Raw genomic sequence first — 22,222 nt, 5'->3', positions numbered from 1 at the left:
TTGGAGATCGTCATGGAAATCGCTGTCATTCTGTTCATCATCGCCGCCATCTTTATCGGGCAATCCATCAAAGTGGTGCCGCAGCAGCACGCCTGGGTGGTGGAGCGGCTGGGCAAGTACAACGGCACACTGACGCCGGGGCTGAACTTTCTGATGCCCTTCATCGACAAGGTGGCCTACAAACATGTGTTGAAGGAAATCCCGCTGGATATTCCCAGCCAGGTGTGCATTACCCGTGACAACACGCAGTTGCAGGTGGACGGCATCTTGTACTTTCAGGTGACCGATGCCATGCGCGCCAGCTACGGCTCCAGCAACTACATCGTCGCCATCTCGCAACTGGCCCAAACCACGCTGCGCTCGGTCATCGGCAAACTGGAGCTGGACAAAACGTTTGAGGAACGCGACATCATCAACGCGCAAGTGGTGCAAGCCATTGATGAAGCCGCGCTGAATTGGGGCGTGAAAGTGCTGCGTTACGAGATCAAGGACCTGACGCCGCCCAAGGAAATCCTGCACGCCATGCAGCAGCAGATCACCGCCGAGCGTGAAAAACGCGCGCTGATCGCCGCCTCGGAAGGCCGCCGACAGGAGCAGATCAACATCGCCACGGGTGAACGCGAGGCTTACATTGCACGCTCCGAGGGTGAAAAACAGGCGGCCATCAACAACGCGCAAGGCGAGGCGGCAGCCATTCTGGCCGTGGCAGAGGCCAATGCCCAAGCCATTGAGCGGGTAGCCGCTGCCATTCGCCAGCCGGGTGGCGAACAGGCGGTGCAGCTGAAAGTGGCAGAAAAAGCGGTGGACGCCTACGGCAAGGTTGCCGCCGATGCCACCACCACGCTGATTGTGCCGAGCAACATGACGGAAGTGTCGTCGCTGCTGGTCTCGGCCATGAGAATGATTCAGACGCAGAAATAGAGTGCCCAGCAGGCGCGAGACAACGCCCGTACCCATGAGCGCACATCCGCCATGCCAGTTTCGCCCGGCCACGCCGCAAGATGCCGAAGCTGCGGTGCCGCTCATCTACAGTTCCGGCCCGCAGGCCATTGATTACGGCTTTCCTCGTCACGACAAGACCCAACAGGATTTTTTGCATTTCGCGTTTGTTGACGGCCAAGGATTTTTGGGCTACCAAAACCACACTGTTGCCACCCTTGACGACCAGGTGGTGGGCATTGCCGCGCTGTACAACCTCTCGGCCTACCTTCGGCTGACCCTGGCACATCTTTGGCAACTGTGGCAGTTCTATCCAGCGTGGAAGTTGACCGACTTGGCCGTGCGGGGTGTTCACCTGACATCCCTCATGCCGCCGCCCGCTCAAACCATGCATTACCTGGCACATTTTGCAGTCGTCAAACAATTTCAAAGCACCGGCATTGGCAAATGCATGCTGGACTACCACCGAGCCCAAGCCCGGGCGCTGGGGCGACACCAGTTTGCGCTCGATGTCTCCGTCAACAACCCCCGCGCCCAGGCGCTGTATGAACGTTATGGGTTCAGTGTCGGCAAAGAAAACCGGTTTTCCGGGCCCAGGGCGGCGGTGCCAAATACCCGTCGCCTGGTTTTGGCGATCCAAAACAAGCGCGTGGAATAATCAGGCCGTCAACACACCGGTTGCCTGTTTACCCTCTTGAATGAATCGCCCCATCTGCACCCGTTTGCCTAGAAAAGCTGAAGACATCGGCGCTTTTTTGTTTCTTCAAGGCCCAATATCTCCCTTTTTTACCCAGATCGGCAACGGTCTGGCGTCGTTAGGCCACCACGTCCACTGCATCAATCTGAGCATCGGCGATCAGTTGTTCTGGCGCCGACCCGGGGCCACCAACTACCGTGGCCGCCTGCAAGACTGGCCAGCTTTCATCGAAGCCTTCCTGGACAAGCATCAGATCACAGATCTGGTGCTGCTTGGCGAGCAGCGCGACTACCACAAGCAAGCGATTGCTGCGGCCAAGACGCGTGGCATCCACGTGACCGTGACAGATTTTGGTTACCTGCGGCCCGACTGGATCACCCTGGAGCGTGACGGCATGTCTGGCAACTCCTGTTTTCCCCGCGACCCGGCTGTGATCCGGGCGCTCGCAGCCAGGGTCCCGGCGGCTGACATGAGCAGAAAATTCACTGACAGCTTTTTCCGCATGGCAACCTGGGACGTGGTTTATCACATCGCGAATGTGTTATTTCGTTGGCTTTTTCCACACTATCGCACCCACAAGATGCAGCCGCTTCCGCTGATCTATTTGGGCACGGGCTGGCGCATGCTGAAGGAAAAACTGCTCAGAAAGCGTACACATCACGCGATCTCGGTGTTAACCAACAACCATCCTCGCTACTTTGTTCATCCGCTACAGCTTGCCTATGATTTTCAGCTCAGGGCATATTCCAACTACCCGGACCAGGGGGACTCGATCAAAGAGGTTGTGACCTCCTTTGCTGCCAAGGCGCCACCAGACACCCACCTGATCGTCAAGGTTCACCCGATGGACACCGGGCTGCGTGATTGGAACAAGCTGATCCAAAAAATAGCCTCACTGCAAGGTGTGGCGGGTCGGGTTCACTATCTGGACGGCGGCAATCTTGACCACCTCTGCGAAACCGCCCTTGGCATGGTCACCATCAACAGCACATCAGGGTTGCGCGCACTGCAACTGGACTGCCCGGTCAAAACCCTTGGTCAGGCCATCTTCGATGTGCCCGGTTTGACCTTTCAAGGTAGCTTGGATGCCTTTTGGTCAGAAAGGACGTCGCCCGACAAACCGTTGCGCGATGACTACATCAAACTGATGGCAGCCAGCATCCAGATCCGCGGTGTTTTCTACAACCAGCCTGGCCTGGACAACGCCGTGGCCGCGGCGGTAGACCGGCTGCACAAGGTTCAGGTCAACACGGCTCGGGGCATTCACCAAGAGCTGATCAGGCTCTAAGCGTCGTTTCTTACGAGCGCTTCTGCGGCGACAGACCCAGAAAGCTCATCACCGCGTCGCCCCAGGGATCAGGCAAGGCATTGAGCAACTTGAGACCCAGCCACAAAATGGCAGGAAAGGCGATGGTGGCCTTTCGGGCATCCAAACCACGTCGAATGTGCGCAGCAGCCCGTGGCGCCTCCATCAAAAACGGCGTACTTGCCGGAAACGCATCGCTCATTTTGGACCGCACAAACCCAGGGTAAATCAGAGTGAGTGAAATTCCTTTGGCGCGCAGCAACGGCCTGATGGACTGCCCCCAGGCATGCAGCGCTGACTTGCTGGCGCAATAAGCCGGCGAAATCGCCATTCCCCTCAAGGCCGCCAGCGAACTCACGATGGCGATGTGTCCGCGACCGCGCTCTCGCATGCGCTCTGCAATGGGCTGCACGGTGTTGATGGTTCCCAACAAATTGGTGCTGATCACCTCTTCCACCGCAGCAGGCGTTTCCCAATGACCCAGGTCGTCCAGCACGCTGGCCACCCCGGCATCGGCAATCAGCAGATCCACCGGGTGATCGGTGTCAAACGCTTCCAGCCAACCACGCAGCGCCTGCGCATCCCGCACATCCATTTCGCACACAAAAACGTCAGCCCCCTTGGCTTGACACTGCTTGACTGTGGCATCCAGGCGCTTGGTATGGCGCCCTTGCAGTGCCAGGCACATCCCCGGCGCGGCGTACACATCCGCCAGCGCCGCGCCAATAGCGCCGCTGGCCCCTGTGACAACCACGATGCGCGGCAAGGTAGGCTTCATGGTGAATCGTTCATATAACCAACTCATCTTTAAGTTGCTTTAACCAAATGCGCGCCACCGTGTTTAACTTTCGGAGTTGTCTTCTGCCATAGCCCACACGCAGTTTTTCCAGCCCGCCACTGGCCTCTAACGCGCTGCGGGTTTCCACAAGACGGTGCAACACCGCCTCGCAGGTGGTGTAGCCCTTCAATGCCGAGTCCCAATAAATGGGATAACGCAGCAAGGTGCCGGCTACCAACTCGTCCAGCGACAAACGACGTTTGCGGCGTGCAAACGCGACGCCTGCCGTCAGCACATCATCTGTCAGCCCCCAACCCGCATAAAACGGCTGGCCATACACCACCACCCGCTTGCCACGCAACAGCGCATCAAAACCCGTGAGCGACGTCATGGTGTGCACCACATCGCAGGCCGCAATGCAGCTCACCACCGACAGCCGCGCCTCGACATGGTCCGCCCATGGCTGCGCCTGCGCCAGGGCCAGCTGGCCAGCCCGGTTGCCCGACAGCACATCCGGGTGAGGCTTGTAAACCACAAAAGCCTCCGGGTGCGCCCGGCGCGCGGCCTGCAGCAGGCCCAAATTCGTTTTGACGTCTGTGCAGCCAAAGCGAATGGAGGCGTCGTCCTCCACCTGGCCCGGCACCAGCACCACCTGCTTGCCGCCGCTGGGCCAAGCCACCGCCTCGCGCGGTTCCAGGTTGTATTTGGTGATGCCATGCGCCACCATGAACGCCCGCACTTTGCGGGCCATGGCCAATTCATCGTCTGTGAAAGCGGCGGTGCCCAGCAGATGCTCCAGATCAGACGGCTGCCTCGGGTCAAAATAAATGCCACGCCCGTCCAGCACCAAAGACAATGGAGGGATCAAGTCCGAGCCCAACCCCACTGAGCGCACAAAGCCATCCTCCATGTGCAGCAGCTGCGCCCCGGTTTGTTGCGCCAAAGCCGCGGCGCCTGTCGGCTCTGTGGCGCCCCAAAACACCAGCGCATCACCCGGCACGGGCTGCAGCTGTGCTGCCGCTTCGGTGTTGGGGACAAAATGCACACGCTCGGGAGACAACGACAACAGCGGCTTGATGTATGCCGCTTTCCAGCGCCCGAAACCCAGGCAAATCATGCTGCGCGGGGCTTTTTTGTCAATGCCCAGGCCGGCGGCTTGGCGCTGTCGCACCAGCCAATCAATGACATCAAAAATGGTGCCTCGCTGATGCGTCACCGGGTTCAAATACCTGGTGTAGTGAAAGTACGCTGCGGCAAACAGTTCGTCTACCGAACGTTGGCGGGAGCGGCGGCTGCAGGTCTGGCGGTCATCTGTTGCCCCCCAGCCGGCATACCAAGGCAATCCGAACACGGTCACGGGTTTGCCCGCCAGCAAGGCCTCAAAACCCATGGTGGACGTCACCACATACACCCTGTCCATGTGTTCAATCAAACTCAGCGGATTGATGGCCTGACGCAGCACCACCGTGTGTGCGTCATCCTGCACCTGGGTCAAATATCCCCCCTTGCGGCCCGAAGTCACTTCGGGATGCGTCTTGACATAAATGGTGGCCTGCGGGTTCTCCGAACGTGCTGCAGCCAGCATGGCGACAAAGGTGGCCGCGTTGGCACCGCCAAGCGCCACACTCAGGTCGCCAGCAGTCTGGTCCACCACCAGCACCCGCCTGATACCCACCTCCCCCGCATTTGTCCCCTCTCCCTCTGGGCGAGGGTTCGGTTGAAGGCAGTCGCCCCAATCCGGCGCATGGTTGTACTTGCTCAGCCGGTGGTCAAGCACCAACGCCTTGGCGCGTGCCACCTCGTCAGCGAGGCCAGCCATGACATCAGCTGACGAATTCAACATGCTCTCAAGGGCACAAGGCGCTGTGCAGTCATAGTAAATGCCTTGCGCGTCCACCACGAGCGACATGGCGGGAAAGTGCTCACCCGTTCCAAAAGAGCGCAAAAAACCGTCTTCCAACTGCACCAGCGGCAGACGCCGTTTTGCGCAAGACGGGCCGCCAACCGTGCACTTGGCTTTCGCCCCCAAGCCACGACTGCTTGTGCAACCTGGGTCTCACGCAACTCGTGCGGGGACAGCAACGGTTGCCCGAGCAAGGATTCCGCTTGAACCATGCTGCGCAGGCGTCGCGTCGCCGCAAGCCATACCGGCTGCTGCCCCTGCTGTGAATCTGGCCGCTCAATCATCCCCACTGTCCATCTGTCGAACAGCGTCATCCAGACAGCGTCGTGCATGAACCTGCGAGACCGCAATAGCCTCGGGCACGGCATAAGGCCTGGCATGCCGAACGTCTGGCATCACCGGCTTTTGCTTGGCATGAAGCGAAGAAATATGCCAATGCGTCCAGGCTTCCCAATAGGCAAGCCGTATTGGCGACACACCGGTGGCACCGTAACCGGTTTCAGTAGCGGTCATCAGCGAGCCCGGCCGGTGTGACCCCAAGGTCAGTGGCAACACCAGTCGCTTGATCGCCTGCCGTCCAAAAACCAGGCGCAACCTGCTCAAAAACTCACTGTCTGCACCCGTGCGCACGGCGTCCCACAACCCGGCTCGCTCGACCACCTCCTGGCGTCGAAACAGCGGCGAGGCCGGGTTCAAACGCGCCAGTGGATGCACAGGGCGTGCATAGAAGTTTCCGTTGTCCTCCATCCGCACCCACTGTGACGTGGTGGCTATCAGCCGGGGGTTGGCGAGCAAGGGGCGCACCTGCTGCTCAATGCGCTGCGGGTGAGACCAGTCGTCCGAGTCGTGGCAGGTAGCGAACTCACCACGCGCCAGATGCAAGCCCACCGTTTTGGCAACATAAGTGCCCACATTGCACGGCAATCGGCAAAGGCGCACCCGGGCATCTTTGGCTGCCAGTCCCTCGACCAATTCGGCCGTGCCATCGGTACTGGCATCATCCACCACCACCACCTCCAACTGGCGCCAAGACTGAGACAGCATCCCTTCAATGGCGTAACCAATGCGATCCTGGGCGTTGAAGGCCGTCATGATCACACTCACCAGTGGCCCTTGCAGGCCAGGCAAAGGCTGTGCACTACGCAAATTGCCGGGCACAGGTGGCAGAGCCGCATCCTGCAAAGCAAGGGCAGGCAATGCAAACGAGCCCAGATAGGCGTTCAAACGCTGCAGTTGCTCTGCGGGCTCACCCCCAAAAGCGTTGGTCGCCAGCAGCCACAGTTCGGGCTGATGGGCAGCAGCACCATGCGCAAATGCTGTTTTCAAAACTGCGTGCGCTTGATCCATCTGGCCATTTCGCAGTAGCAAGGCCAAATGAAGCACCCTTGGCGCGTGCAACGGCTTCAGCAAGTCAAGCGCCAGCGCTGGCGCAAATGGTGCCAGGTCGTCTGCGAGTCTGTGCAGGTAAGCGCCGTCACCGTGGCGAGCCTTCAGGCGCCGTACCACCGCCGCGGCATCCTCGGCATGCCCGCACGCCGCAAGCGACACAGCCTTTGCCATGCCACCCATTTGGTGTCGGCCGTCCCAGCGAGCGCTTGCCACCGTGGCGTAAAGCCCCAGCCTGTAAGCCGCCCATAAATCCCAGCCGCTTTTAGGCCAGGTTTGCGGCTCCAATTGCGCCAAGGCATCGGCAAAGCGCCGTTGCGCAAGATACGTGAAAAATCCCAGTCTGCGCCGCACGCTTTATGCACCCTGAATGTTGTCAATCTGACAGAGCACCAGCACTGCCTACCCAACCTGGCGACAAATCTTGCTGTCTTTGCAAATATCGTATTTCAATGGAACCTTTGGATATTCGAGTTTGAGCTGTTTGCTAGCCTCTAGCCAAGCATTCCCAAGCAATTCATCAAATTCATCTGAAAAACGGTACATGGACCCATACCATGGCCCGCCAGGTGTGGATGTGAGCTCCCCGATGACAACGCCATTATTTGTGGCATAACAATCTACAGAAACAAAAGGGTACGCAAACTTACGGGATATCTCACTTGCTGACTGAAGTATCTGGTTGTAACACTGGGGCTTCCGTTGATGCCCCATTGATTCCGCCTTAAAGGTTGGAATAATAACCCGTCCGTCAGTAATCGGGTCAAATAAGCCATCATAGAAAAACAGCTTCGGTTTTTGATGATTTCGATCCACCTGCAAGATAAATTTATTTATCCCGTTGAAAGAGAAAACTTTGTAATCCAACGGAATTATATTGTCGATATTTTCATCAAACACACGTTCTTCGACTATGAATTTAATTGGCTTTTTTAATTTAATTTCCAGATTTTTCTGAGAATCAATAATTCGATCTTCAGAAATAACAGATTTTGTCATCGCATTGAAATACAAATTAGTTCCATGCACACGATGCAGCAGCATAACCCCAGTGGCCGACCAAAGTGAACTTGGTTTTAATACAAACGCCTCAGGCAATCCAGCAAGTAATATTTTTGACGCAGAGTCAAATTCGGCAATTTTCTTTGCGCAAGAAATGCCAATCTCAGCCAAACGAGTCTTTAATATTATTTTGTTTAATCTATTTATTTTGGGCTCTTTTTGTTTCCATCGGAGATATGAAAAATCAGTCCAGGTCTTGGGATTCCTGAATTCACCCAAATTATCTACATTGGTATTCATTGGCTCGTCTATTAATTAAATTCATTGCATTTCCAGCGGCGCATCAAAAGCGCGGTAGCGTGCCGGGAAGTCGATGCGGGTTTTTTTGTTTTTCTGGTGCCAGTGCTTCCAGCTGTCGCGGTAGGCTCGGCGGGATTCTGACAGGCCGGACTCTTCAGATATGCCCGTTTCCGTGTTCATGGTCAGGCTGTCTTGGTGGTACAGCGCAAAGCACAGTGGCCGCTCCATCTTATGCACCGCCTTAGGTCCAAAGTGCTTTTGCAGGCGGTGATAAAACTCGGTGTCTGCGGCATACCGCACGCTGTCCCAGTAGCCAATGCTCTCCAGCACCGGCTCTCTGCGGATCATCAGCGTGGCCACTGCCTCGTGCAGGTAAGAAGCGGTCCAGTTCTTGAACACAAATCTGCCCGCCGGCGTAATACGCACCCAGTGGCCCAGCGTGCCCACCCATGCCGGGTTGCTCTCCAGGGCTGCCACCTGCTTCTGCAGGCGGTCAGGCAGGGCCAGATCGTCGGCGTCCAGCGTGGTGAAAAAGCGCCCGCTGCACTGGCTAAAAACCAGGTTGCGTGACACATAGGTACCGAGGTTGCTGGTGTTGTGCAGTGTTTTGATGCGCGGGTCTTGCGCCTTTAGCCGCTCCATGATGGCTGCAGAGCCATCCGTACTGCGGTCGTTCACGATATACAGCTCAAAATTGGCATGGGTTTGGGCCAATACCGAGCGCACCGCGTATTCCACCGTCTTCTCCGCGTTGTAACAAGACATCATCACCGTGACCAAGGGCGTATCACTCGCACCGCTCGCCGCTGGCGTGTTGGCCCCAGTCGGGGTTGCCTGCAATTGGTGCAACACAATGTCGTGTGAGCTAGCTGGTGCAGTCAGGCCCAGCGGCGCGGCACCATGGCTGGCCAAATACCCGTTCACCGCCTGCAACCATTCGTTTGAGGCCTTGTCGGCAATCACATTGGCCTGGCCCATCAAGGCCTCAGGGCTTTCCTTGGCGACTGCCAAGCACCACTGTGCTTGCGCAAGGTGCCCGTCTTCAGCCAAGAAGTGGGCCGCGTGCAAGGCCCGGTAAATCATCTTGCGCGGCACTGTGATTTTGTCGCTCTTCAAAAACGGCCGGATCATCTCCCGGTTGGCCCGGTAAGGCGCAAACGCTGGATACATCTTGGCCAACAAGTCGTACAACACATAGGCCTTGTCAAAAGCTTGCCGCACAACATATTGATTCGCCAGGTTAAAAATGTTTGGTAAATCCATATCAAGAAAAGCTCAAATTGAAAGTTATAAGAGGAGAACCCCATTCATTCCCAGGGGTTGACAATAACCACTGGCACTGCCGCAAAGTCTTGCACGTTGCGCGTAACGAGCGCCAATCCGTTTTCAACGGCTGATGCTGCAATGATCGAATCAAAAGCCGCTATGGACTTACCCACGCTTTCTGCGCGGGCACACATCGCCGCCCAGTGCTCGGCCGTCTGTGACGTAAAGGGCAGCACCCGTTTGTCAAAAGCCTTTTGCAGATTCTCTAGCCACTGCGTCAATTCCTGCTTGCGTCTTGAACTGGCAAGCCTGGTTACACCTCGATGCAACTCAGCCAAGACCATAGCTGCTGTAAAAAGATCTGAATCGGCACGCGCACTCACCCAGTCCAGCACCGCCCGGTTGGGTTCTGGCTTGATCAGCTCTGACAAAACACATGTATCGAGCAGGTATTTCATAAATAAAGGTCGCGAACAGGCTCGACTGAGCGCTGCAACACCAGCGGCTCGCCCCTGGGCGCGTTTGTTAACACTTTTACCAGTGACGGCCCTTGCTGGAGCAGGCGGTAGTCGGCCGCAGCCAGTACCACCACAGCCTCTTCGCCGCGGCGGGTAACCCACTGCGGACCGTTGGACAAAGCCTGTTCAACCAATTCACTGAAGCGACTTTTCGCCTCTTGCAGCTGCCATGTACTCATCATTTACCTCCGGAAATACGCCAGTCAGTGTAGCTTCTGACTAGTCTGATTAGGTGCTCTATCACGCATCCCCACCAAACAGATCCCGCGTGTCAACCTTGTTGGCCACATCATCAAGCTCTGGCGCTAGGCGGTTGTCCACCTTGGCTGGGCGCGATGTCCAGCGCCACCACCTCGTTGTGTTGGGACAGAAGCTCGGCCAAGGACAGGCCGAGGTAGCCGGTATCGGAGATGGTGATTTTCATGACTGAAGTTTTGAGCACTTTATATAAAGAATATGCCTCTAGCCTTTACGGGTAAAGAGCGAGAAGCTACAAATTTTGAGACCATCACAAGGCCAGACGCGGCGTCAACTCCAATGAACGTACCGCAGAAACCATGGGCGCCACATTCATGTCCCAGGTCAGCGCATCCAGCGCGCTGCACCTGGCCAACGGCGCATCACACCCAGCCAACACCTTGGCAAGCTCTTCAGCCAGCGACTTCATATCGCCCTTTTTGAAATAGCTGAAATTCGGGCACAACGCTGCCAAATCCGCCAGCGGGCCAACATCTGACATCAACACACGCTTGCCATGTGCTGCTGCCTCCAGTGGCTTCAAGGGCGAAACAATCTCACACACAGCTAAAGGCCGCCGGGGAATGACCACCACATCCAGCAGGGCGTAATACTGGTCGGCCAAATCTGGCGCCACGCGGCCCGGCGTGAACACAACGTCACCAATACCTAGACGCTGCGCCAAATTGCGGTAGGCCAACGTAGCCGGGCAGGCCATGCCAACACCCGCGCCCAGCCCGCGCGACTCTGATGAGCCCACCAAAAGCAGCGCCACGTCCAGCCCACGCCCGCGCAGCAAAGCTACGGCCTCTATCAAGTCTTCCAGCCCCTCATAGCCATTGAACGACCCGATGTAGCCCACCACATAGCGTGCCTTGATGCCCAAATCAACCCGGCCAAGCGCCTTCGTCTCAAGCGGGGTGGGCCACCCCGCGAACCCATTGGGCACCAACTGCACCCGCGCCTGATCCACGCCACGGCGCACCAGCTCGTCTCGCATAAATCGGTTGATGGTAAACACCGTCTGCGCAGACAGCGCCACAGCGGTTTCATGCGCCACTTCCCGGTGAAATTGTGGTGACTGCGCCCAAACGGCGTCCCGGGCTGCGTGAGATAGCTCCCAAAACCCACGCACCTCGTAAAAAAATGGCATCCCCAGCTCACGCGCCGCAATGGCCGCTGGCAAGGCATTGCGCCAATTTGATGCGGCCATCACAACAGTCGGCTTAAAAACCCGCATCAGTTCCTTGAACACCTCAACAGCACGGGCCATGTATTGGGCCAGCGGCCCATCTTTTTCTGATGGCTTCGGCGTGTGCACATACCGCACCCCGTCAATAACATGGCTGCATGCAAAGTCTTGCCCCTGAAAACCCGGCTGATCCCACGGCGCGCCAGGCCGGGTGGCAGCAATTACATCCAACCCCGCCTTGACCAACGCACTGGCTACACCATGCGTACGCACCGCATAGCCGTTAGACGAAAAAGGCATGGAATGGTTGACGGCATACAGTAATCGCGCAGGCGCAACGTAACGCCGCAGTGGTGCAATCAACACACCATCAGATGCCGTCAGGCGGTTAATTAACTCATCCATAGGTAAATCCAAATCACACCACGACCCTACCCAGCCCCATACTCATTAACCCAAAAAGCCAACTCACCCAACGCCTGCGCCAGCCGCAGTTCGGCCATAGCCGACGATGGGCGATTCACCGCGGTGGACCAATCGCTGGTTAAAAACTCTGCTCGCATCAAGCCACCTAGCGTGCCAGCCGCGCGCTGAATCTCGTCGTGATAACTTTGTGTGGCGGCCGTGGCCATGACTGGGCGGCGGCGGGCCAATCCTTGTCGTTGCTAGATGGAATCTTTTCAAGCGCGGGGCGGTTCGTGCGCAGCACCCGGCGATACAACTCACCCGACAGCTTGCCCTGCGGCGGCACAGCCATGGCGAGTGCCATGAACTCACGGTCCAGAAACGCGGCCACGCTGTTGAGTACGGTCAGCTTCCGTGATGGCAAACTTAGCATATTTGATCAAGATACGCGATGGACGAATGGCCTATTCCATCAAGCTATTTGAAAAATTCGTGAGTTTAACGCAGGAATGTGTCGTGATGAATCAATTTTTTTATGTTTGTGGAAAATACCAATCTAAGAATCTTGCCTCACCGCCAATGTTTCCCTTGCACCAATAATAGCCGGAATATCTTTCGAAGTTGTTTCGAGTTACCATTCCGACAACTCTAGCTGGGGAGCCAGCAACTATCTCAAATGCTGAGACATTGGTTAATACTACACTATTCGCGCCAATGATCGCGCCATGATTAATTGTTATATTTCCGATTACTTTACAGCCAGAAGAAAAGAAAACATCATTCCCAACGGTCGGGACACCAACTCTATCCCCTCCAATAGTTACATTAGATCCAATATTCGCCCGCTCACCAATCAGCGCGTTAGCATGAATGATTACACCTATTCCTCCATATGCAAATACGGTATTTTTTCCGATATCAGCTGTATATGGTATTTCCGAATTATGCAAAAAATAATTTAAACGTTTAATTTTTTCAGCCCGAGCCAAATCACCTCGAAGAAATGAATCTCGACTTTCTTTATACAGAGCATAAGCCTTTGGAATTCCATTCTCAAGTAACTCCGTATATTTAGAAAGCATGGAATCGATAAAACCATCTAGGTTTTCTTCATTATAATTAAGTTTTCCCATGGGGAGCACCAATAGTAATTTCAAATGCAAGTCGAACAGATGTATCTTCGCCATGAAAGCAGATTGTGCGATTTTCAATTTCTTTCATAAAAGTTGGCGAATACCTGGTGTGCTCGATCTCTAACTTACCACGTCCGTTGATCTCTCGCAATCCTATTTGCGTACTTCCATTACGCAAAATTAACGAATTCGCAAGCTGATCTACCTGGCTGATGACAACATCCGGATGCAAAACAAACTGAACTCTCCATTGCTCGGTTTGATGGGATTGGAAATGATCAGTGATTGTCAAGGTGTTGCATTGATATTCCAATTCCCTATTGACTTCAATTTTAGATAACTTATGTACTGCCTTTATATTAAAAAATTCGGAATCATGCCGCTCAGATGTGAATTCTGACATCGCCATGGGTGATTCGAAATTTTTGAATAGTATATGACCCGCTGATTCAAGATAAATACCACTGTGTGCTCTGCTGGATATAAACCACCTTCGCAACTTGTCGGAAGTGTCATAGTTATACATGCCTGAGTCGATTATGAATTCCTTACCCTGCACCCAAAGGGTAAAGCTCAAATCATCAACATGCCGATGTGTGAACTTTGATCCGCCAGCACGAAATGTAAGGTGTAAATTATTTATGCTTGCAACAAAAATACCGGCACTTGGGTAATAACCTATTCCGCCTATTGAAGACTCATCTTCTATTTTAGGAAAAAATGTACCTGGGCGAATCTCTGAGTCACCCACAAGTGGAATCGTGCCATCAGGTCGTAATAGCAAATGGCCAACGTATCTTGCCTTGGCTAGTTTCGCACCCCATTTGTCAGTATTTCCTAAGCGATAGTGCTGAATGAATTGCTCAATCGTAGAAAATAGTCCGTAATTAACAAAGTGATACGTTGGGCTGTTCTCCGTACAGCAACCATCATCATCAAAGGTGGAGTCAAGCATCTTTTCCAGCCTGCGCAAAGCCGTCGCCAAATAACGATCTGAGGTTACCGGATCTATCACTTTTAGAAATACTGCAAACTGCGCAAGAGCAAGATCCATCATCGTGCCATGGTTGTTCTCAATGTAGTGCTTATCGTCATTGAGCCATTGTGCGTGTTTATCGGCCTCGAAAAGCAAGCGCAGTATCGGAACATACTTTGAAAGTGTCGTATAAATTGATGGGTCCGCCCCGCCACATGATGCATGTAGGAATGCAATAATTACAAACAGTCGATTAGCTACCGCATGTTCATCCTGCCATGCCCCTTGAAATGTGGTCGACTCATGCAAGTGTTTATCCAAATAACTTTTAAGAATGCGCCCGGCAGTTTCCGCCTTCATTGTTCGTGTTGAGTCTTCATCAGTTTTTGTTGCTACCTCAAGAGATGCATGAGCTGAAACCAATGAATTTAACCAAAGGCGCTTCGAATTAGCCGCCTCACCCAGGTCAGCCTTCCACGAATTATCGGGATCGATAGTTATATAGCCAATATTTGGCATGTACAACTCCCAATTGTCCGCACGGGTTGCGACATCCTGCATGTCCATTTTTGGCCATGGCCAATGTGCTTTAATCAGGGGGCTTTTTAAGCTTGAAAAATATTCAGTCATTACGCAATATATTTTGGAATATTAAATCTCTTGATACAAATCACTCACAGCCAGAATAAATTTATCATGATTATAACGCTCCTCAACCAGTTCTTTTCCTAGCGATGCACGCGCTTTATATAAATCGGAGTCTTTGCTTACCTTAATTATGGCATCGACTGTTTCCTGATGATTGCTTTTCAAGCACGTTGCTGGCCAGATATATTCTGCCCCTGGCCAGCGTCTAACAAATGACATTCCATTGGACGCAAAAGCATCCGCAACGGCCAGATGAAAGCTCTCCGGTCCTGGAAAGTCAAACTCCGATTCACTGACCGACAACACATAACCAACACGACGCGCTGCCAATGCTTCCTTGATGTCAACATGGCCATTGAAATGCACCGCATCCTGCAATTGATGCTGCTGGATGTATTGCTCGCACTGTTGAAAATAAGCCATTTCGACGGTATCTCGCGCGATCCAAGTTAACTCGGAAGGATGTTTGCTGAACACTTCCAGTCGGAAACGCTTATCGACTAGGCGTAGTGCTTGCAATATTTCCAAGGCCCGGTGATAGCCTTTGCGCGATGGCAAGATGCCAATCAACCCTAACGTGAATAATCGGTCGGCGTGCCAATCCGTTCGGTACTCATCGACTCGAACGTAATTAGGGATCAGGCGTACCTTGTGGCGCGGGATATTGGGATAGCGCTCTAGAAGTCGTTCAAAGAAAAAAGTGGACACCGCCACAATGGCATCCACTTTACTCATATCCAGCTTTTCGCCATGCACACGTCCCAACTCCATTCGGTGCATCCGAGCCACCAGGCGTTGATCAGGGCGTTTATGTGTGGCATACCATTCGGCGTTTTTTAGCAACCATTCGCACCAGATATATTCAGCCCAGTCGAGTAAAGCCTTGCTTTTTTTCTCGTCATGGAGTTCGTGACCCTTCCACTCGTCAAAGCGGATGTCGAAGTGTGCTGCCAAGGCTGGCACAGCATCCTGGATGAATTTAAGATCGTGGCCGGCAATGACCATGCGTGGCCGGCATAGCGATTTGAAAAGCCCGTAGTCACCTGTCTGGATAACTCCAAGCAATTCCATCAAACGCGCGGTGTAACGAAACTGGCCAATTACTAGCCAGTTCTTGCTGACAAATTGATGTAGCTCGTGAAAAGTGACCTCATCCACATCCCCACGGTTGCGAAAGATGAGCGATTCCAGCGCCACCCGTAGTCCGACAGGCAAGCGCCCCTTGTAGTAATCAACCCCCAGCGGTAACAGCATGGCCTGGACTGCAGTCCAGACTTGGAGATGATCCAACAATTCCCTCTTTCCGTAGCGTTGGGTGCTGGCAGGTGTGAGCGAAGGAAGTTTGTAATATACGAACGTTGGCTCAGGCAGGTACTCAATCCGCTTAGAGTGCATGAGCACTTCAGCTAAAAATACGGTGTCTTCCCCCATACGAATTTTTTCTGGCCACTGAATTTGATGCGAGCGTAAGAGTGAGCACTTGACAAAACTAGCCACTACCGTGCTGGTACGCGTCATAACGATTCCGCGCCGCTCAACTACACCCAATTTTTTCGACCACCCCGGTATCTGGTTCATCAACTTTCGCCCCCGCCCGTCATCCACCAGTAACTCGGAGCGGATCAAACAAGCGTCGGTCTGCTTAGCGCGCTTGAGCAGCGCTTCCAATGCACCGGGGAGTAGTTCGTCGTCGCAGTCAAGAAAGTAGAGGTACTCCCCTCGCGCAGCATCAATGCCAAGGTTGCGTGGTCGAGAAGGTGAGCCGCTGTTTTTTTCCAGCCTCAAGACTTGCCAATTGGGCTGGTCGGTACAGACGGCTGACAATAGTTCGTAGGTGCCGTCGGTGGAGCAGTCGTCCACAAACACCACTTCGAAATCGGCAGGGTTCAACGTGATCTGACGCAGCGAGTTCAGGCAACGCCCAATCTTGTCTGCAGCGTTGTAGCTAGGAACGATAACTGAGACCTTCATGGATTACCTCAAACAAAATAGGCTGTGCGGACTTGCTGTGGATGTTGCAGCCATTGTGCGAAACGCCCGCGCAGTTCGATTAGCGGCGCTTCGGCGCTTGCTTGCCCAATGCGATAGCGCTGGCTGGTGTCAAGCGCGTGGGTGAGCGGATAGGCCGTGGCGTATTCCAAATGCAAGCTTGCCTTGGCAAGCCAGTCAGAAGTAGGGGCAGTTTTTGGGTCGACCGCTAAAAAGTGAGTCGTCTCAATCGGTTGATAGCGGTCCAACATGGCATGACGCGAGGCATAACTACTGGCAGTCACGCTGACGCCAAACCGGTTGAATTCTCGGTAGAGTTCGGCAACATCGAGATCGGGCACAGTGCTGCCAGCCATTAGCAGCAAACGGGCACCGGGCAAACGCAAACCATGCTGCTGAAACCAGGCAATGGCTGCAAGTGCATCGCTACGCTGATGCACTTGGCAGACTGCAGTGACGCTGATCTCACGTGCTTGGTGCGCAAAGCCGATGTCGCGCAGCACTTGCAGCCAGCGATGGCGATAGGTGTGCTCACCCAGTACCTTGCGCAGCGCACGGTCGCGCAGCGCGTCAATATAGGTGTCAGTCAATGAGCGCAAACGGTCGGGCTCCACATCCGGATAAACGATCAAATCGCCGAACATTTCTGCGGTGCCACGTGCGTGGTTGGAGATCACCAGCGTGTTACTCGACATCAACTCAAACACACGCCGCGCAAACATGGTGCTGGATTGGGTGACTGTGTTGAAATTCAGGCCAAAGCGACTGGATTTATAAACGCCAGGCATTGACTCATGCGGCTGCGACGGCTTCAAGTAGCTTTGATACCGCTCGGGCCAGAGGTGTAACGGATCAGGGTCACCGTGGTAGCGGTCATAGATTTCAAGCTCGAAGCCATCGGTACGAATAGCATCGAGGATGTGCTCCATATCTTTGGAGCGCTGCACGTGGTTGGCATACCAACTGCCCGCAAAGACCACACGCGATGAGCGGTGCTGAGTTTCAATCGGGTTGAACAGCCTCGAATTGGTAGCAAAGGGCAATGCAAATGCATTTTTTACCCCATATTCCTTCTTGTAACCGTCTACACACTCTGCTGCTGTTGTGAAAACGAAGTCAAAATCCTTTGCGGTTTTGACAAAGTCGTGAACACGGTCCGTGAAGTGGGTTGGATCTTCTTTGTTCCAGAATACCGTCGGAATACCTTCTTTGCGGCAGTGTGCAAGTATTGCCAACAAGACGGTTCTATTTTCCTTGGCAAAGTTTTTACTTGCATAAATCTGCCCTTTCCAAACCCGCCGGTTCGGATCAGGGCCGCTCCAGGCAGATTCACAAAAAAAGAGATCGGGTTTGTGTTCATCGAAGCATTTTTGCCAATTGGATGGTTCAATGGAAATAGCGTGGAATTCATCCGAAAAACTATTGGTGGTGAACTCATCGGCAATCAAGGCGACGCGAAGACGGTCAGCGAACTTGATCCTTTTTTTAAAATCGGAAAATTCGGTGGAGCGAATTTGGGCTGCGGCATTTGAGGCCTGCGCCGCATAAGCGCGGTTTTGGCAGATTTGAATATTCGCATCAAATAGCCCGCCGCCCATCTGGTCATCAGCTTGCCGATATAGCTGCAGGGCTGCCGCATATTCACCTGACTTAAATGCATCAGCAGCTTCACTACTTAGTAACTTTTTCATAATGTCCCCCCTCTCACGCCAACATTATGATGAAAGGCCGACAGCATCAATTGCTGAAGTATGTTCTTTAATAATCGTAGCTGCCTCGATAAACGACAGGTGCTTGACCAACACGCACACAACGTCTGCATCCGCAATAGCATTTGCCAGCGGGGTCAGTGTCAAGTTGGGCGCGGCAAGCTTGCCGGGTAGTCTTTCGATATTCGGCTCCACCGCCAGCACGCGGCAGCCGAACTGCGCAATATGTTGCGTAATCTCCACTGCCGGGCTTTCCCGCAGGTCATCAATATCGGGCTTGAACGCCAGCCCCAGGCAAGCCACCTTGACATCGGCCATGGTTTTGCCGGGGGTGGCGGCCAACACGTCGGTAATGGCGGCCTTGACCTTGTCCAGCACCCATTCGGGTTTATGGTCGTTTACCTCGCGCGCGGTTCGGATGATGCGGGCTTGCTCGGGCGTTTTGTCCACAATAAACCACGGGTCCACCGCAATGCAGTGGCCGCCTACGCCAGCGCCAGGCTGCAAGATATTGACGCGTGGGTGGCGGTTGGCCAGGGCAATGAGCTCCCAGACGTTGATGTCGAGTTTGTCGCAGATCATCGACAGCTCGTTGGCAAAGGCAATGTTCACGTCCCGAAAGCTGTTCTCGGTGAGTTTGCACATTTCGGCCGTGCGGGCATTGGTGACAATGCAGCCGCCTTCGACGAAGGTCTTGTACAACGCTACGGCCATGGTGCTGGCCTTGGCTGTCATGCCGCCAATGACGCGGTCATTGGACACCAGCTCGTGAACCACTTTGCCGGGCAGTACACGCTCTGGGCAATAGGCTACTTGCACGTCAGCCACTTCACCGGCATGTTGTGGAAAGCTCAAATCTGGCCGTGCGGCTGCCAGCCAGGCGGCCAGTTGTTCGGTGGCGCCTACCGGCGAGGTGGATTCCAGCACCACCAGGTTGCCTTTTTGCAGCACTGGCGCTATCGATTTGGCTGCAGACTCAATGTAGCTGAGGTCAGGCTTGTGGCCGTCGAAAAACGGGGTGGGCACGGCTATCAAAAAAGCTTCGGCTGGCTCTGGCATTTGGGTGGCGCGCAAGTAGCCTTGCTCTACAACGGCTTGCACCAAAATGTCCAGCTCAGGCTCAATGATGTGGATCTTGCCTTGGTTGATGGTGTCCACCGCGTGTTTGGAGACATCCACGCCAATGACTTTGATTTTGCGCGAGGCAAACAGGGTGGCAGTTGGCAGGCCGATGTAGCCCAGGCCGATCATGCTGATGGTTTTAAACATTTTTTATGTTTCCCTTTTGATTTAACTGTCGATTACATGGATTTAAGAATGGCCGCAATACGGCTTGCCGCCTTGCCATCGCCATAGGGGTTGTGGGCACGCGTCATGGCCTGAAAAGCATCAGCGTCGTCCAGCAACTGGTTGGTCTCGCTGATGATGCGGGCCCTGTCGGTGCCCACCAGCTTGACGGTGCCAGCGTCTATGGCCTCTGGACGCTCGGTGGTGTCGCGCATCACCAGCACGGGTTTGCCGAGTGATGGGGCTTCTTCTTGCACACCGCCCGAGTCGGTTATCAGCAGGGTGCTGCGGTCCATCAGGTAGACAAATGGCAGATAGTCTTGCGGCTCCAGCAGGGTCACGCCGGGTTCGTTGGCCAAGATGCGGCGCACGGGCTCTTGCACATTAGGGTTCAGGTGCACTGGGTAGACCACTTGCACATCACCACGCCGGGCAATGGTGGCCAAGGCTTGGCAGATGGACTCGAACCCGTCGCCAAAGTTTTCGCGCCGGTGGCCGGTGACCAAAATCATGCGTTTGGTGGGATCAATAAAGCTGAAGCGGTTGCTGAATTGGGTGCGCAATTGTTGGTCGTTGCGTACACGTTCAACCACGTCCAACAAAGCGTCGATCACTGTGTTGCCGGTAACGTGGATGGTGTCTGGCGCGATGCCTTCGCGCAGCAGGTTGGCCTGGGCTTTTTCCGTGGGGGCAAAGTGGATGTCGGTGATCGCGCCGGTAATGCGGCGGTTCATTTCCTCAGGCCAGGGAGCGTATTTGTGGCCGGTGCGCAAACCGGCTTCTACGTGCCCCACCTTGATTTTGGCGTAATAGGCCGACAGGCTGGCACCCAGGGTGGTGGTGGTGTCACCATGCACCAGGATGATGTCTGGTTGCCATTGTTTGTACACATCACGCATGCCCAGCAGCACATTGCTGGTGATGTCGCTCAGGTCTTGGCCTGGCTTCATCAGGTTAAGGTCAAAGTCTGGCTCGAGTTGGAAGAGGTCAAGCACTTGGTCCAGCATTTCGCGGTGCTGGGCGGTAACGCAGAGCTTGGCGTCAAAGGTGGGGTCAGCCTGCAAGGCTTTGAAGACGGGGGCCATTTTGATGGCCTCGGGGCGGGTGCCGAAGACTGCTAATACTTTCACGAAACTCCCTTTTCTAAGAACAAAATTTTGGTTTTACAGGGTGCCGGTTCTGATCAAGCAAGCATCTTTTTCCAGCTTGATTTCGGCGGTGGTGTGTTTGATCTGGCTGCCGGAGAACTCGGCTTGCCACAGGGCCGAAATCTCTTTCTCGTCGTCGCGGATGTAGTCGTCCAGCAAAAAGTCAATCTGTGCACCAGCAAATGCTGCCAGCACCGCTGGTGCAGCCGGATAGCGGGCATGTTTGCCGGTAGATGCGGGCGGGCCATCTACCAGCACCAGCACGCGCTGGCCCTTGGGTGGGTGCTTGGCTGCCAGTGCGGCCAGGGCGGCTTGGCAGGTGTAATACGGGTAGGTGTTGCCATTGGGCGCGGTGTAGGGCTGCAGTGGCGCCAGTTCCAGTTGCACTGAATCGGCCAAACCCGCCTGGTTGAGCTGGGCCAGGGTTTGCTGGTAATACGGCTCTAAGTGGTCAAACGACACCATAACCACAGGCGGTTTTGGCTGGCGACGCCCAGCCATTTTGGCCAGTGTTTTGGCGACGATGACGGTTGAGATGCCGCTACCAAATTCGATGATGACGTCGTAGTCATAGGTTTCAAGCAGTTGAATCAAGTAAAGCGCAAAGTCCGGGCTGATGGGCCAGCTGTGTCGCTCTATGTTGATGTTGGGCAGCTCGCCAGTGGCGAAGTAACTTTGCAAACCGACTGCGGCTTCTATTTGCTTGGTGGCGTTGGCGACTTCTTTCTTGAGGCTGGCGTCGATGAACTTGCGCATGCGGATGAGTTCGTCGGCTTGCTTTTTGAGTTGCGCATCCAAGTCGACCTTTTGCTTGGCCAGGGTTTCACCTATTTCTTCAAAGCCTTTGCTAAGCGGAGGCAACTGCAGCGGGGCTAATGATGGCAGGGCACCCAAGACCGCTGCCGAGAAGGAAGCGCTGTTGACCAAGCCAAGCTGGGTGAGTTGGTGGCCAACCCTGGCTTGGGTGAGCAGGCGCACGTCGCTGCCTGCAGCGCCGGTTTGCATGGCGGCCTGAAAGTGGCGAATGGCGCGGTTTTCTTGGCCGTTGATGGCGGCGGCGCAGCCCAGGGTGTTGTAAACGCCCGAGATCAGCACTTGGCTTACCAGTTTTTTGCTGCAGCCCCAGTCGATGGCCAAGCGGGTGTGCTGGCGGGCTTCAGCCGCATTGCCCAAGGCTTGGTGGCCTGCGGCGCACAGCAAGGCAAGCTTGGCGCGGTCGGGGTGGTGTTGCAGGGTGTCGCGCTGCAGCGCAGCCAAGCTGGCCCAGTCGCCAAACTGCCATTGGGTGCGGCTGCGCTCCAGCAGGTTTTCGTCATAGGCCACCAACTGCTGCTCAGATATAACGTCAAATTGGCCTTTAGACCTTGTCGAGGCTTGGCTGATAGCTACTGTTTTTATGGCAA

20 protein-coding genes are annotated in these 22,222 nt (G+C 54.7%); 3 read left to right on the top strand and 17 right to left on the bottom strand.

The genetic code is table 11. The features are described from left to right. Positions 1-12: 12 nt before the first annotated feature. Genes LHU53_RS13280 through LHU53_RS13270 form a run of 3 tightly spaced genes read left to right on the top strand, consistent with a single transcriptional unit; the run spans position 13 to position 2,924 of the window. Positions 13-921 carry an SPFH domain-containing protein gene (locus LHU53_RS13280; RefSeq protein ID WP_227333143.1) on the top strand — a complete coding sequence of 303 codons (909 nt, stop codon included), beginning with the start codon at positions 13-15 and terminating at the stop codon, positions 919-921. 34 nt (positions 922-955) lie between these two features. After that, complete coding sequence (locus tag LHU53_RS13275) at positions 956-1,597, top strand: GNAT family N-acetyltransferase (RefSeq protein ID WP_227333142.1); 642 nt, start codon at positions 956-958, stop codon at positions 1,595-1,597. A 40-nt stretch (positions 1,598-1,637) separates the two neighbouring features. Beyond that, positions 1,638-2,924: a capsule biosynthesis protein gene (locus tag LHU53_RS13270; RefSeq protein ID WP_227333141.1), complete on the top strand. Its 1,287-nt coding sequence runs from the start codon at positions 1,638-1,640 to the stop codon at positions 2,922-2,924. 10 nt (positions 2,925-2,934) lie between these two features. Here the strand turns inward: LHU53_RS13270 and LHU53_RS13265 are convergent, their stop codons facing one another. From LHU53_RS13265 to LHU53_RS13190, 17 genes are all read right to left on the bottom strand, one after another. Further along, positions 2,935-3,720 (bottom strand): SDR family oxidoreductase, encoded by a 786-nt coding sequence (locus LHU53_RS13265; protein WP_227333140.1) that lies wholly within the window; start codon positions 3,718-3,720, stop codon positions 2,935-2,937. A 10-nt stretch (positions 3,721-3,730) separates the two neighbouring features. Next, complete coding sequence (locus tag LHU53_RS13260; RefSeq protein ID WP_370632305.1) at positions 3,731-5,686, bottom strand: capsular polysaccharide biosynthesis protein; 1,956 nt, start codon at positions 5,684-5,686, stop codon at positions 3,731-3,733. A 213-nt stretch (positions 5,687-5,899) separates the two neighbouring features. Next, positions 5,900-6,949 carry a glycosyltransferase family 2 protein gene (locus tag LHU53_RS13255; protein WP_227333138.1) on the bottom strand — a complete coding sequence of 350 codons (1,050 nt, stop codon included), beginning with the start codon at positions 6,947-6,949 and terminating at the stop codon, positions 5,900-5,902. Positions 6,950-7,411: 462 nt separating this feature from the next. Then, entirely contained in the window at positions 7,412-8,311 is a 900-nt protein-coding gene (locus LHU53_RS13250; RefSeq protein ID WP_227333137.1) for an ATP-grasp fold amidoligase family protein, read from the bottom strand. Positions 8,312-8,332: 21 nt separating this feature from the next. Beyond that, complete coding sequence (locus LHU53_RS13245; RefSeq protein WP_227333136.1) at positions 8,333-9,574, bottom strand: glycosyltransferase family 2 protein; 1,242 nt, start codon at positions 9,572-9,574, stop codon at positions 8,333-8,335. A 44-nt stretch (positions 9,575-9,618) separates the two neighbouring features. Next, on the bottom strand, positions 9,619-10,035 hold the full coding sequence (locus LHU53_RS13240; protein WP_227333135.1) for a type II toxin-antitoxin system VapC family toxin: 417 nt from the start codon (positions 10,033-10,035) through the stop codon (positions 9,619-9,621). Beyond that, complete coding sequence (locus tag LHU53_RS13235) at positions 10,032-10,274, bottom strand: type II toxin-antitoxin system Phd/YefM family antitoxin (protein WP_227333134.1); 243 nt, start codon at positions 10,272-10,274, stop codon at positions 10,032-10,034. The genes LHU53_RS13240 and LHU53_RS13235 overlap by 4 nt, the downstream gene beginning before the upstream one ends. Positions 10,275-10,387: 113 nt before the next feature. Continuing rightward, on the bottom strand, positions 10,388-10,519 hold the full coding sequence (locus LHU53_RS19735; protein WP_255632032.1) for a hypothetical protein: 132 nt from the start codon (positions 10,517-10,519) through the stop codon (positions 10,388-10,390). An 84-nt stretch (positions 10,520-10,603) separates the two neighbouring features. Further along, positions 10,604-11,824: a glycosyltransferase family 4 protein gene (locus LHU53_RS13230; RefSeq protein WP_227333133.1), complete on the bottom strand. Its 1,221-nt coding sequence runs from the start codon at positions 11,822-11,824 to the stop codon at positions 10,604-10,606. A gap of 271 nt (positions 11,825-12,095) precedes the next feature. Then, positions 12,096-12,320: a hypothetical protein gene (locus tag LHU53_RS13225; RefSeq protein ID WP_227333132.1), complete on the bottom strand. Its 225-nt coding sequence runs from the start codon at positions 12,318-12,320 to the stop codon at positions 12,096-12,098. Positions 12,321-12,462: 142 nt separating this feature from the next. Next, on the bottom strand, positions 12,463-13,062 hold the full coding sequence (locus LHU53_RS13220) for a serine O-acetyltransferase (protein WP_227333131.1): 600 nt from the start codon (positions 13,060-13,062) through the stop codon (positions 12,463-12,465). Next, positions 13,049-14,668 (bottom strand): heparinase II/III family protein, encoded by a 1,620-nt coding sequence (locus tag LHU53_RS13215; RefSeq protein WP_227333130.1) that lies wholly within the window; start codon positions 14,666-14,668, stop codon positions 13,049-13,051. Before LHU53_RS13215 ends, LHU53_RS13220 begins: the two co-directional genes overlap by 14 nt. Before the next feature lie 21 nt (positions 14,669-14,689). Next, positions 14,690-16,657: a glycosyltransferase gene (locus LHU53_RS13210; protein ID WP_227333129.1), complete on the bottom strand. Its 1,968-nt coding sequence runs from the start codon at positions 16,655-16,657 to the stop codon at positions 14,690-14,692. A gap of 8 nt (positions 16,658-16,665) precedes the next feature. Further along, positions 16,666-18,366: a glycosyltransferase gene (locus LHU53_RS13205; RefSeq protein WP_227333128.1), complete on the bottom strand. Its 1,701-nt coding sequence runs from the start codon at positions 18,364-18,366 to the stop codon at positions 16,666-16,668. A 24-nt stretch (positions 18,367-18,390) separates the two neighbouring features. Continuing rightward, positions 18,391-19,653, bottom strand: a complete 1,263-nt coding sequence (gene wecC / locus LHU53_RS13200) for a UDP-N-acetyl-D-mannosamine dehydrogenase (RefSeq protein WP_227333127.1) — start codon at positions 19,651-19,653, stop codon at positions 18,391-18,393. Positions 19,654-19,685: 32 nt separating this feature from the next. Next, positions 19,686-20,801: a non-hydrolyzing UDP-N-acetylglucosamine 2-epimerase gene (gene wecB, locus LHU53_RS13195; protein WP_227333126.1), complete on the bottom strand. Its 1,116-nt coding sequence runs from the start codon at positions 20,799-20,801 to the stop codon at positions 19,686-19,688. 33 nt (positions 20,802-20,834) lie between these two features. Continuing rightward, the gene (locus LHU53_RS13190) at positions 20,835-22,142 is read right to left on the bottom strand and encodes a hypothetical protein (RefSeq protein ID WP_227333125.1); all 1,308 of its coding nucleotides are present in this window, start codon (positions 22,140-22,142) and stop codon (positions 20,835-20,837) included. Positions 22,143-22,222: the final 80 nt, after the last annotated feature.

This window comes from Rhodoferax sp. U2-2l (assembly GCF_020594515.1).
GTDB lineage: Bacteria > Pseudomonadota > Gammaproteobacteria > Burkholderiales > Burkholderiaceae_C > Rhodoferax.
This window is presented reverse-complemented; position numbering and strand designations above follow the sequence as displayed.